Source organism: Buchnera aphidicola BCc, assembly GCF_000090965.1.
In the GTDB taxonomy this organism is placed as follows: Bacteria; Pseudomonadota; Gammaproteobacteria; order Enterobacterales; family Enterobacteriaceae; genus Buchnera_F; species Buchnera_F aphidicola_F.
The window spans coordinates 130239-143567 of the sequence record NC_008513.1 but is presented as its reverse complement, the minus strand read 5'-3'; the positions used below and the strand labels follow the sequence as shown (position 1 = coordinate 143567).

General features: G+C 21.1%; 12 protein-coding genes and 1 other RNA gene. 7 read left to right on the top strand and 6 right to left on the bottom strand.

All coding sequences use genetic code 11. The features are described 5' to 3' along the window. The first annotated feature begins 13 nt into the window (after positions 1–13). A complete protein-coding gene (thrB, locus tag BCC_RS00675) occupies positions 14–961 on the top strand; it encodes a homoserine kinase (protein ID WP_011672521.1) in 948 nt (315 codons plus the stop codon). Then, a complete protein-coding gene (gene thrC / locus BCC_RS00670; RefSeq protein ID WP_011672520.1) occupies positions 948–2240 on the top strand; it encodes a threonine synthase in 1293 nt (430 codons plus the stop codon). The genes thrB and thrC overlap by 14 nt, the downstream gene beginning before the upstream one ends. A 79-nt stretch (positions 2241–2319) precedes the next feature. Here the strand turns inward: thrC and ychF are convergent, their stop codons facing one another. Both ychF and pth read right to left on the bottom strand, forming a co-directional pair. Next, positions 2320–3363: a redox-regulated ATPase YchF gene (ychF, locus tag BCC_RS00665; protein ID WP_011672519.1), complete on the bottom strand. Its 1044-nt coding sequence runs from the start codon at positions 3361–3363 to the stop codon at positions 2320–2322. A gap of 55 nt (positions 3364–3418) precedes the next feature. Continuing rightward, a complete protein-coding gene (gene pth, locus BCC_RS00660; protein ID WP_011672518.1) occupies positions 3419–3997 on the bottom strand; it encodes an aminoacyl-tRNA hydrolase in 579 nt (192 codons plus the stop codon). A gap of 434 nt (positions 3998–4431) precedes the next feature. Here pth and rnt point away from each other — a divergent pair, with 434 nt between their 5' ends. Continuing rightward, complete coding sequence (gene rnt / locus BCC_RS00655) at positions 4432–5097, top strand: ribonuclease T (protein ID WP_011672517.1); 666 nt, start codon at positions 4432–4434, stop codon at positions 5095–5097. 45 nt (positions 5098–5142) lie between these two features. On the opposite strand, the gene grxD is transcribed toward rnt, so the two are convergent. Then, positions 5143–5454 carry a Grx4 family monothiol glutaredoxin gene (grxD, locus tag BCC_RS00650; RefSeq protein ID WP_011672516.1) on the bottom strand — a complete coding sequence of 104 codons (312 nt, stop codon included), beginning with the start codon at positions 5452–5454 and terminating at the stop codon, positions 5143–5145. A 218-nt stretch (positions 5455–5672) separates the two neighbouring features. Here grxD and ssrA point away from each other — a divergent pair. Continuing rightward, positions 5673–6039: a transfer-messenger RNA gene (gene ssrA, locus BCC_RS02085) on the top strand. A gap of 170 nt (positions 6040–6209) precedes the next feature. Then, positions 6210–6722, top strand: coding sequence for a nucleotide exchange factor GrpE (gene grpE, locus BCC_RS00645; protein ID WP_011672515.1), 513 nt, complete (start codon positions 6210–6212; stop codon positions 6720–6722). A 36-nt stretch (positions 6723–6758) separates the two neighbouring features. Here the strand turns inward: grpE and ung are convergent, their stop codons facing one another. Beyond that, entirely contained in the window at positions 6759–7442 is a 684-nt protein-coding gene (gene ung, locus BCC_RS00640) for a uracil-DNA glycosylase (RefSeq protein ID WP_011672514.1), read from the bottom strand. A gap of 143 nt (positions 7443–7585) precedes the next feature. Between ung and BCC_RS00635 the strand changes: the two genes are divergently transcribed. Next, positions 7586–8188 carry a peroxiredoxin gene (locus BCC_RS00635; RefSeq protein ID WP_011672513.1) on the top strand — a complete coding sequence of 201 codons (603 nt, stop codon included), beginning with the start codon at positions 7586–7588 and terminating at the stop codon, positions 8186–8188. A 195-nt stretch (positions 8189–8383) separates the two neighbouring features. Then, on the top strand, positions 8384–10867 hold the full coding sequence (gene gyrA, locus BCC_RS00630) for a DNA gyrase subunit A (RefSeq protein ID WP_011672512.1): 2484 nt from the start codon (positions 8384–8386) through the stop codon (positions 10865–10867). A 106-nt stretch (positions 10868–10973) separates the two neighbouring features. On the opposite strand, the gene pta is transcribed toward gyrA, so the two are convergent. Further along, on the bottom strand, positions 10974–11960 hold the full coding sequence (pta, locus tag BCC_RS00625) for a phosphate acetyltransferase (protein WP_011672511.1): 987 nt from the start codon (positions 11958–11960) through the stop codon (positions 10974–10976). Positions 11961–12050: 90 nt separating this feature from the next. Then, positions 12051–13271, bottom strand: coding sequence for an acetate/propionate family kinase (locus BCC_RS00620; protein WP_011672510.1), 1221 nt, complete (start codon positions 13269–13271; stop codon positions 12051–12053). Positions 13272–13329: the final 58 nt, after the last annotated feature.

Here is a 13329-nt window from a genome sequence, read left to right as displayed (position 1 = left end):
GAGTTTAAAAATAATGATAAAAATTTATGCTCCTGCTTCTATTGGAAATGTAGGTGTTGGTTTTGATATTTTAGGAATAGCTATCAAACCAATTGATAAAACGTTGTTAGGAGATTGTATCTCAATAAAACCATCAAAAAAATTTCAATTAAAAAATCATGGAAATTTTTCTAAACAATTACCTGTAAATATAAAAGAAAATATTATATGGAAAGCATGGAAATATTTTAATAAAAAAGCAAAAAAAAAAAAAACAGTTAAAATTGTTCTAGAAAAAAATATGCCAATTGGTTCAGGACTAGGATCTAGTGCTTCTTCTATAGTAGCTTGTGTTATTGCATTAAATAAATTCTATAAAACTAAACTATCAAAAACAAAATTACTAAAAATAATGGGAAAATTAGAAGGAATAATATCCGGAGAAGTTCATTATGACAATGTTGCTCCATGTTATTTAGGTGGTCTACAATTAATTACTAACGATCAAAAAAACATCACACAAAAACTACCCATTTTTACTGATTGGTTATGGGTTATTGCTTGGCCAGGAGTCACCTTATCTACTTCTCAAGCAAGAAATATTCTTCCATTAAAATATAAAAAAAAAACATGTATTCATAATAGTCGAAATTTAGCTACATTTATTCATGCTTTATATACTAAACAATCAGAATTAGCAATTCGATATATGAAAGATATAATTGCTGAACCATATAGAATTCCATTAATACCAAAATTTTTAATATCAAAAAAAAAAATAATAGAACTAGGAGCCTTAACATGTAATATTTCAGGTTCAGGACCTACTTTATTTTCTGTATGTCCGAACATTTCTATAGCAAAAAAAGTAAAGATATGGTTAAAAAAAAACTATATGGAGAATCAAACAGGATTCGTTCATATTTGTAAAATTGATCAATCAGGTGCTAGAAAAATGGAAAAAAAAAATGAAATTATATAATTTAAAAGATATAAATGAAGAAGTAAATTTTTTAAATGCAATAAAATACGGATTAGGAAAAAAACAAGGATTATTTTTTCCAAAATATTTACCAAAATTTACACCTGAAACATTAAAGAAATTAATTCAAATGGATTTTATTACTAGAAGTACTCATATACTATCACATTTTATCTCCGATGAAATATCATTTGTTGACTTAAAAAAACAAATAAAAAAAGCTTTTTCATTTACTAAACCTATAATTGTTCATGTTAAAAAAAATATTTCATGTTTAGAATTATTTCACGGACCAACATTAGCATTTAAAGATTTTGGAGCTAGATTTATGGCTCAAATGCTTTCATATTGGAAAAAAGAAAATTCTATTATGACTATATTAACTGCTACTTCTGGAGATACCGGTGCTGCTGTTGCGCATGCATTTTATCGTATGAATAATATTCGTGTAGTTATTTTATATCCTAAAGGAAGAATTAGTACATTACAAGAAAAACTATTTTGTACATTAGGAGAAAATATACATACCATTGCAATTGATGGTAGTTTTGATGATTGTCAATATTTGGTAAAAAAATCTTTTAATGATAAAAAACTAAAAAAAAATATTGGCTTAAATTCAGCTAATTCTATTAATATTAGTAGATTATTAGCTCAAATATGTTATTATTTTGAAGCATTTGCATTAATACCAACAGACTTTCATAAAAATATTGTTATTTCAATTCCATGTGGTAATTTTGGTAATTTAACAGCTGGATTAATAGCAAAATCTCTTGGATTACCAATAAAATCTTTTATCGCAGCTACTAATGCTAACGATACTGTTCCAAGATTTTTAAAAAATGGAAAATGGAAACCAAATAAAACAATATCAACTATTTCTAATGCTATGGATATTAGTCAACCTAATAATTGGCCAAGAGTTGAAGAATTATTTAAAAGAAAAAAATGGAATTTAAAAACACTAAAATCTTATAGTGTGTCAGATAAAGAAACAGAGAGAGCGATAAAAAAATTATATAAAATTGGATATTTATCAGAACCGCATGCAGCTATAGCATATACAATACTAAAGAAAAATATTAAAAAAGAAGATTTTGGTTTATTTTTAGGAACAGCGCATCCATCTAAATTTCAAGATACTGTAGAAAAAATATTAAAAATTTCATTAAAATTACCAATATCCTTAAAATCCAGAGTAAATTTAAAAAATTTATCATACCATATGAAACCTGATTTTTTAAAATTAAAAGAATTTTTATTAAAAAAAATTTAATGCATATATATATTCAGAGAGGAATTTATTATTTCCTCTCTAAAATTATAAAAAATTTTATTATTAAAAAAGAAAAAACTTATATGTTAAATAAAAAATTTATTATATCTCCATCTTTTACAATATAATTTTTTCCTTCACTACGAATCCTCCCTAATTTTCTAATTATATTTAAATTACCATATTTAATAAATTCATCATATGAAATTACCTGAGCCCTAATAAATCCTCTAAAAAAATCTGTATGAATTAATTTTGCAACTTGTTTTGCTGTACTTTCTTTCTTAAAAATCCATGATCTAGCTTCTTTAGATCCAGCTGTAAAAAAAGTACAGAGATCTAGCATCGAACATAATTTCCGAATTATTTTATTATAATATACATGATAAATTTTAGATGTATCTAAATTTTCTATAGAAATTGAAATAAAATTAGATTTAATAAAATTATTATTTTTTAAAAAAATATTTAAATTAATATTATGAGTAATATCATTAGAAATATTAAAAACATAAATCATTGGTTTTAAAGTTAAAAATCTATATTGTTTTAAAATTTTTAATTCATTTTGAGTAAAATTTAAATCTCTTAAAATATAACCTTGTTGTAATTTTTTTATACAATATTTTATTAAATTTAAAAAAACATACTGATTAGAATTTTTAATTTTATTATTAATTGATTTTTTTTTAAAAATTTTTTCACATAAATTAAGATCTGAAAACAATAATTCTGTATTAATAATATCAATATCTCGTATAGGATTAATATCATTATATATATGAATAATATTATTGTTTTTAAAACAACGAACTACATGAATAATAGCATGACAATCTCTTATATTTTCCAAAAACTTATTTCCTAAACCTTCACCTAAAGAAGCTCCTTTTACTAAACCTGCAATATCAATAATTTTAACACAACTATATATAATATTTTTAGAAGATAAATTATTAGAAATATTTATTAACCGATTATCAAAAATTGATATAATACCAATATTTGGTTTAATTGTACAAAATGGAAAATTTTTTGACGGAACATTTAATTTTGTTATTTTATTGAATAAAGCTGATTTTCCTACATTAGGTAATCCGATAATACCAAATTTATATACCACGATAATATTTACCTGTATAATTTTAAAAAAATAAAACTTTTAAATTAAAAAAAAATTAAATTAAAATAATTTTTTTATTTTTTAAAAATTCTTTCTTATAGATATAATCTTTAGTTAAAAAAATAAACTTTAAAATTGCTTTTTTTATATTTATTGTATCTATTTTACTTGGACATTCTAAAACAAAATTAGATACATTCTTTTTAAATTCTGGTCGACCAATACCTATACATAATTGAATAAAAGGTTTTTTTTTTTCAAAAGTATTAATAATACTTTTGACCCCATTATGTCCATTATGACCTATACCATATTTCACCTTTAAAATACCTGGAGACAAATCTAATTCATCACGTACAACTAAAATTTCAGATAATTTAATTTTATAAAAAGATGACAATGCAAAAACAGAATAACCATTTAAATTCATAAATAAATCAGGTTTTAATAAAAATATTTTGTTATTATTTAAAAAAAAAGAAGAAACATAACCAGAAAATTTTTTTTTAAATTTCAAAGAAGTTTTATAAAAACTTGATAACATATTTATATACCAAAAACCAACATTATGTCTTGTTTGATTATATTTATATACTGAATTTCCTAACCCAACAATCATCTTTATTTTATTCATAAAATCTTCTTCTCATTATAAAAAGCAAAAAATAAAAATATTATATTTAATAAAAATATTGTTCATTAAACAAACAATTTTTAAAAAAATAAAAAATAATTTCATTATTTTTACTTATTAAATAATTTCATTTAAAAAAATTATTAATAATTAATTAAAATTTAAAATAATATAATCAATATTATTAAAAATTTTTTTAAAAAATATTTTCTATAAACAATAATATCTTAAATAAAAAAAAAAATTAATTAAAATTTATTTATTTTTATGAAAATCAAATTTATTAAATAAATTAAAAATAAATAATAAAGACAAATAAAAATAATTATATTTAAATTGATTGAGTTATTTAAATAAGATGTTTATAATTTCAAAGTATTAAAATATCATAAAATATACTTCATACTATATTATATACCGAAATTGAGATTCATATGTTTATATATAAAGATATAAATTATGCAATAAATAATAGATTTAGAGGTTTTTATCCAGTTGTTATAGATATAGAAAGCGCAGGATTTCAAGCAGATACAGATGCACTTTTAGAAATTGCAATTGTAACTTTAAAAATGAATAAATCAGGTTGGCTTAAAATAGATGATAGATTACATTTTCATATTATACCATTTAAAGGATCTATTATAAAAGCTGAATCTGTTGCTTTTAATAAAATTGATCCATTTAATCCTCTTAGAGGAGCTGTAAGTGAAAAAAATGCATTAAAAAATATTTTTAAATTGGTTAGAAAAAAAATTAATATAAATAAATGTAGAAAAGGAATTTTAGTAGCTCATAATGCAAATTTTGATCATAATTTTTTAATGGCTGCATCAAAAAGAGTTGGTAATCTTAACAATCCATTTCATCCATTTACTACATTTGATACTGCAGCACTTAGCGGTTTAATTTTTGGGCAAACAGTTTTAGCAAAAGCATGCAAACTTGCTGGAATTCCATTTGATACAAATCAAGCTCATTCAGCTTTATATGATACTATACAAACAGCATATCTTTTTTGTGAATTAGTAAATCGTTGGAAAAGATTAGGAGGATGGCCGCCAAATTCATCTCACCGTAAAAAAACCGATGAGATATAAAATATTTTTTTTTAAAATTAATAATTATAATTATTTTTAAAAATATTATTTTTTTTTAATTAAATCAAGCAATTCTTTATTGTAAAACTTTTCTAATATAATATCACAACCTCCAATTAATTTTTTATTAATCCATAATTGAGGGAAAGTAGGCCATTTAGAATATTGAGGTAATACTGATCTAATATCAGGATTTTTTAAAACATCAACATAAAAAAAATTTGAAGTGCAAGATGACAAAGCTTGAACCGCTTGAGCTGAAAAACCACAATGAGGATGTTCTGGAGAACCTTTCATATATAAAACAATATTGTTATTTTGTAATTGTTTTTCTATTTTTTTGATAGTTTTAATCATATTAAAATACTCATTTAAAAATATTAAAGATATAAATAAAAAATTTTTTTTATTTATATTTGAAAATATAAATTTTTATATAATAATAAAAATTATTATTTTAATTAATTAATTATAATTTATTTATTATAGATAAAAAATTATTAAAAAACTAAAAAAAATTAAATATAGATAATATTGTTTAAAATAAAAAAATCATTTATAATATAATAAATATTGGGGTTGATTATGGATTTGACAAAATATACAAAAATTATTATTGCATGTCGAGGATTGGTTTGCCTCGTTAAAAAACCAAATAAAATAAACGCAGATCAGAAAATACGCTTTAGCAGCTTAAAAAACTGTATATAGCCCTTTCACAGATTTATTTTATTCTCTTTTAATATTGACGAAAAATTTGAAAGGTAAGAAAAAAGAGATATCTACTTTTATTACTCTTGAAATAAAATAGATATAATTTATCAAGAGAAAAAATAATACTTTGTTTATTGAGTGTTATTCAATTTTTTTAAAAATAAACTAAACATGTAGAATAATAAAATAAGTTGTTTTGGACGCGGGTTCGAATCCCGCCAACTCCAAAAATATTTTTAATAAAATAAATTATTCATCTATATATAAATAGAATTTATATTCTATGTGATCAATAATTATAATGTTATTGTAATTATCGAAAAATTTTTCTAAAAAAATCATTTTAAAAAAAATTTTAATTATTTTTTAATTTATAAAATTCTATATAGGATTTAAAAATGATAGAAAAAAATGAAAAAAAAAAGATTTTAAAAAAAGATAAAAAAAAAAAAATTACTATAAAAAAAATAGAAAAAAAAATTTCTCTTTTAATAAAAGAAAAAAAAAATATTCGTTTAAGACATTATGCTAATATAGAAAATATTATAAAAAAAAATGCATCTGAAATAAAGTTTATTAAAACTAATATGTTTGAAAATTTTTTAAATTCTATATTTTCAATAATTAATAAAATTGATCTATTAACAATAAATTTAAAAAATATGTCTTCTACACAAAAATCTTTATTTGAAGGAATAAAATTAACAAAAAATATATTTGAAAAAAATTTAAAAAATTGGAAAATTAAAAAAATAAACAAAATAAATATACCATTTAATGAAAAAATACATAAAATTAAAAAAAATGAAAAAAAAAATTCTATATCAAAAAACAAAAAAATAAAAAATATTATAAAACCTGGATATATTTTAAAAAATAAAGTTATAAAAAAAGCAATTGTTTTATTGTAAAAATAAAATTTTTAGTTAAAATGTTTCATAAAATTTTTATTCAAATAAATCTAAAAACCAATTAATTGGTTTTTTTTTCTGATTTTGTAATAAAACATTTGTTTTAAAGAAATGATTACATCCGAAAAAACCTTTATAACATGATAAAGGTGATGGATGTGTAGATCTTAATATAAAATGTTTTTTTGAATCAATTAAATAATACTTTTTTTGAGAAATATTTCCCCATAATAAAAATACAACACCTTTACAAATATCACTAATAAATTTAATTACTTGATCGGTAAAAATTTCCCATCCTAAATTTTTATGTGAATTTGGAATACCTTTTGAAACTGTTAATATAGAATTTAATAAAAAAACTCCTTGTTTTGCCCAAGATTCTAAACAACCATGAATGTTCTTTTTATAAAAGGAAAAATTATTCTTTAATTCTATAAAAATATTTTTTAAAGAAGGAGGTAAAAATACCCCTTTTGGAACTGAAAACGATAATCCATGTGCTTGACCTGCACTATGATAAGGATCTTGACCTAAAATAACAACTTTAATACTTGATAAAGGAGTGAATAAAAATGCATTAAAAACCATATTTTTTTTTGGATACACAATTGTATTTCTTCTAATATTTTTAATTTTATTTAATAAATATAAAAAATATTCTTTTTTTTTTTCTATTAAAAAAAAATCCAACCATGAAATTTTATAAATATTTTTCATAAAATAAACCTTAATAATTAAATATATTTAATTCAAATAAAAAATGAAAAAAAAAAAAACAAAAAATATGTTATAGTATAATAAATTTTTTTAAAAAATATATAAAATACACAATAAAAATTGAAAAAAAGGTATTAACAAAAATGACTTTAGTATCTAAAAAAGCACCAAATTTTATTGCTCCAGCTATTTTAAAAAATGGACAAATAATTCAAAATTTTAACTTTAAAAATTTTTCTAAAAATAAAACTACTGTATTATTTTTCTGGCCTATGGATTTTACTTTCGTATGTCCTTCTGAGATTATAGCATTTAATAATTCATATCATGAATTTAAAGATAGAAATGCATGTATTATAGGAATATCTATTGATTCAGTATATACACATAACGCATGGAGAAATACAAAAATAAATGAAGGAGGAATAGGTCCGATTAAATTTCCAATGATATCTGACATTACTAAATCTATACAAAAATCTTATAATATTGAACATGATATACTAACTATTGCATTAAGAGCATCATTTATTATTGATAAATCTAATATAATTAGACATCAATCTGTAAATGATTTACCAATTGGAAGAAATATAAAAGAAATACTTCGAATTATTGATGCATTACACTATTATGAAAAATTTGGCGAAGTATGTCCTGCGAATTGGAATATAGGAAAAGAAGCAATACAAGCAACTGATGTAGGAATAAAAAAATATTTATCAAAAAATTCTAAAAAACTATAATTTTTAATATACAAGTATTATTTAAATTTTATAAAAAATCTTAAAACCATTTATATATTAAAATGGTTTTAATAAAATAAAAACTTTAAAAAAATACAATTAATTAATAACAAATTAAAAACTAAATTATCATATTATTATTTATATTATAATTATAAATTTTAAATAAAAATCATTTTATTGAGATTAAAATTAATGAAAGACATTGCAAAAGAAATCAAACAGGTCAATATTGAAGAAGAGTTAAAAAGATCTTATCTTGATTATGCTATGTCTGTAATAATTGGCCGAGCTTTACCTGATGTACGCGATGGTTTAAAACCAGTACATAGAAGAATACTTTTTGCTATGTATATATTAAATAATGAATGGAATAAACCATATAAAAAATCCGCTCGAATTGTAGGTGATGTAATTGGTAAATATCATCCACATGGTGACTCTGCAGTATATGATTCTATTGTTAGAATGGCTCAGAAATTTTCTTTAAGATATACTTTAATTGATGGACAAGGAAACTTTGGATCAATTGATGGAGATCCAGCTGCTGCTATGAGATATACAGAAATCCGTATGTCTAGAATTGCTCATGAAATGTTAAGTGAATTAGAAAAAAATACAATTGATTTTGTCTTAAATTATGATGGAACTGAAAAAATACCAGAAATTTTACCTACAAAAATTCCTAATTTACTTATTAATGGTTCTTCAGGAATTGCAGTTGGTATGGCTACTAATATACCACCACATAATTTAAAAGAAGTAATAAATGGATGTATTGCATATCTTTATAATCCTTCTATTTCTTTAAAAGAACTTATGCTATATATACCTGGACCAGATTTTCCAACATCTGGAATTATTTATGGAAAAAATGGAATTAAAGAAGCCTATAAAACTGGAAAGGGGAAAATAATAGTAAGATCAAAATATAATATAGAAATTAATAAAAAAAATAAAAAAGAATCACTAATTATTTATGAATTACCATATCAAGTAAATAAATCTAAATTAATTGAAAAAATTGCAATTTTAGTAAAAGAAAAAAAAATTAATGGAATAACAAACATTCGTGATGAATCAGATAAAGATGGTATGAGAATTGTTATTGATATAAAAAAAGATTTTATTAGTCAAATAATTCTAAACCAATTATATACTCTGACATCTTTACAAACATCTTTTGGAATTAATATGGTTGCATTATCATCTGGCAAACCAAAAACAATGAATTTAAAAAAAATTCTAAAAGAATTTATAAAACATAGAAAAAAAATAATTAAAAGAAAATGTTTATTTAAATTAAAAAAATCAAATAAAAAAATGCATCTTTTAGAAGGATTTGCTATTGCGCTAAATAATATTAATACTATAATTCATTTAATAAAAAATTCAGAAAATCATACTATTGCTAAAAAAAAATTAAAAAAAATCAATTGGAAAAAAGAAAATAATAGTTCAAAAAAAAATAAAAAATATTTTTATTTTAGTAATAAACAATCATTAGCAATATTAAATATAAAATTAAATAAACTAACTTCATTAGAAAAAAAAAAAATTAATCTTGAATACAACAAATTAATTAAAAAAACAATTAAACTAAAAAAAATATTATCAAATAAAAATATTCTAGAAAAAAAAATTGAAAAAGAATTAAATGAAATAAAAAAAAAATTTTCTGATACCAGAAAAACAAAAATAATTAGTAAAATGTCAGAAATTAATATAGAAGATATGATTGTAAAAGAAACAGTAGTAGTTACCTTATCATATTCAGGATATGTTAAATATCAACCTATATCTGATTATAATGCACAAAAAAGAGGGGGAAGAGGAAAATCAGCTGCAAAAACAAAAGAAGAAGACTATATAACGAATTTGTTAGTTGCTAATTCTCATGATACAATATTGTGTTTTTCTAGTAGAGGACTACTATATTGGATGAAAGTATACCAATTACCTGAAACTAGTCGAAATGCACGTGGAAAACCAATAGTTAATTTATTACCTTTAACATCAAAAGAAAGAATTACTACAATTTTACCTATTTCAAAATATAAATCTTCTATAAATATTTTTATGGCTACAGCTTTAGGATTCGTTAAAAAAACATCATTAATACAATTTAAAAAACCAAGAAATTCAGGTATTATTGCTATTAATTTAAGAAAAAATGATAAACTAATAGGTGTTTCATTAACTACTGGAAACAATAATATCTGTATGTTTACTTCAAAAGGAAAAGTTGTTCAGTTTTCTGAAAAAACAATACGAAAAATGGGCCGAACTGCATCTGGAATTCGAGGAATGAAAATTACAAATAATGATCGATTAGTTTCATTATTAGTACCAAATAAAAAAGATGATATTTTAATAGTTACTGCAAATGGATATGGAAAAAGAACTAATATTAACCAATTTCCTATTAAATCACGTGCAACTAAAGGTGTTCTCTCTATAAGGGTAACACAAAAAAATGGTGTTGTAATTGGAGCCATTCAAGTAAAACAGAATGATCAAATTATGATCATTACAAACGCGGGTACATTAGTACGAACTAGAGTGTCTGAAATTGCAATATTAAAAAGAAATACACAAGGTGTTATTTTAATAAGAACGATTAAAAAAGAAAAAGTAGTAGGATTACAAAAATTATCTAATAAACCTATTATATCATAAAATAACTATATTAAATAAAAAATCATTTATTATAGAAATTTTATGAATTTTAAATATTTTTAAAAAATATTTACTTTTATATTATAAAAGTAAATATATGTATTACTTATAAAGACTGAATAACAGTCATGGCTGTAGTATATACAATATCATCAATTGATGCACCTCTTGATAAATCATTTACTGGTTTATTCAAACCTTGCAAAATAGGTCCGATAGAAATGACGTTAGAAGATCTTTGAACAGCTTTATAAGTAATATTACCAGCATTTAAATCTGGAAAAATTAATACATTTGCTCGACCTGAAACTACTGAATTAGATAATTTTATTTTTGCTACTTTCTTAGAAACAGCAGCATCATATTGTAGCGGACCATCTATTAAAAAATTTGGTTGTTTTTTTTTCACAATTTTTATAGCATTATTAATTCTATTAACTGATTTTCCAAATCCCGAATTTCCAGTAGAATATGATAACATTGCAATTTTAGGTAATATTCCTATAGATTTAGCTGTATTTGCAGATTGAATAGCGATTTCAGCTAACATTTTAGAATTTGGATATCGATTAATAGCACAATCTCCATAAACTAATATTTTATTAGAAAATAACATAAAAAAAACAGAAGAAACAAAAGAATTTATAGAATTATTTTGAATTATTTGAAATGTAGGTCTAATTACTGCTGCTGTAGGACAAGTTATTCCTGCTATAACACCATCTACATCTCCATTATGTAACATCATAAGAGATAAAATTATATTATTTTTTAATAAATTTAAAGCAGTAAGTTCACTATCTATATCCTTATTTTTTCTTAATTGAAATAAATCATAAGAATAATTATGACGAATCTTATTAGGATTAATAATTTCTATATCTTCATTTAAAGATAAATTATTTTTTTTCATTAATTCTTGAATATCTTTATATATTCCTAATAAAATACATTTAGATATTTTTAATTTACTACAAATTAATGCAGATTTAATAATTTTTAAATTATTTCCTTCTGGAAAAATAATTGTTTTTACACATGAACGTGCTTTTTCTTGTAAAAATAATTTAAAATTTTCTGAATATTTTTTCATAAAAGTAGTTTCATAAAGTTAAATTAGTATAAATAATTTTGTGTAAAAAAATTTTTACTATAATTATTAAATATTTATATATTAATAAAATTAAAAATTATTTTTTATTAAAATATTATATGTTTCTTTAGCGATAATTTTATTTTCATCTGCTGGTATTACTAATATAGGTTTACTATTTATAGTATGTATAAATCTATTATTATTTCCTGTTTTAATTAAATTTTTTTCAATATCTAAAAAAAATCCTATAATAGATAAATTTTTTATGATTTTTTTTCGAATAAAACTAGAATTTTCTCCAATACCACCAGTAAATACAATAGCATCTAATTTTCCTTTAGGCATTAATGATGAATATCCAGCAATATACTTTGATACTCGACGACAAAAAATATCAATTGCTAATTTTGCTTTTTTATGGCTATAATATTTTTTTTCTAATTCTCTGAAATCACTTGTTATACTACTAATTCCTAATACTCCAGAACTTTTAGTTAATATTTTTTGTATTTGAGTTATTGAAAAATTTAATTTTTTAATCATATATATTATGATATACGGATCAATGTCACCACATCTTGTTCCCATTACTAATCCTTCTAAAGGAGTTAGACCCATAGAAGTATCAATAGATTTACCATTTACTATAGCAGTAATAGAAGAACCACTACCTAAATGACAACTAATAATATTTAAATTATTAGTAGATTTTTTTAAAAATAAAGAACATTCGTGTGTTATATAAAAGTGATTAATTCCATGAGCACCATATTTACGGATAGAATATTTTTTATAAAAAGAATATGGAATACCATATAAAAAAGATTTTTTAGGCATTGTTTGATGAAAAGAAGTATCAAACACAGCAACATTTCTATTTTTTAACTTTACAAATTTATTTAAAATTATTTTTATTGCAATTAAATGATATGGATTATGAAGAGGTGCAAAAATAGCTGATTTTTTAATTTTTAATAAAATTTTTTTATTAATAATCATAGATTTTTTTATGTCTTTTCCTCCATGTACAATTCTATGACCAATACCTATAATTAATTTTAAATATTTATTAAAGTGAATAAACAAAAGATCACAAATTAATAATATTAATTTTTTATATGAATCAGTAGATATATTTTTTTTTACAATTTTTATTTTTTTTTTAATATCATAAATCTTTAAAAAAGATACATTATTTATAGTATTTGCAATTCCTGAAATATATAAAACTCCTTCAATTACATCAATGATAGAAAATTTTACTGAAGAACTTCCACAATTTAATACTAAAATCAATTTTTTTTTCATAAATATCTCTAAAAATATAGAAGGAAGTAGAAAAATAGTAAATAAAATTTATAATAAA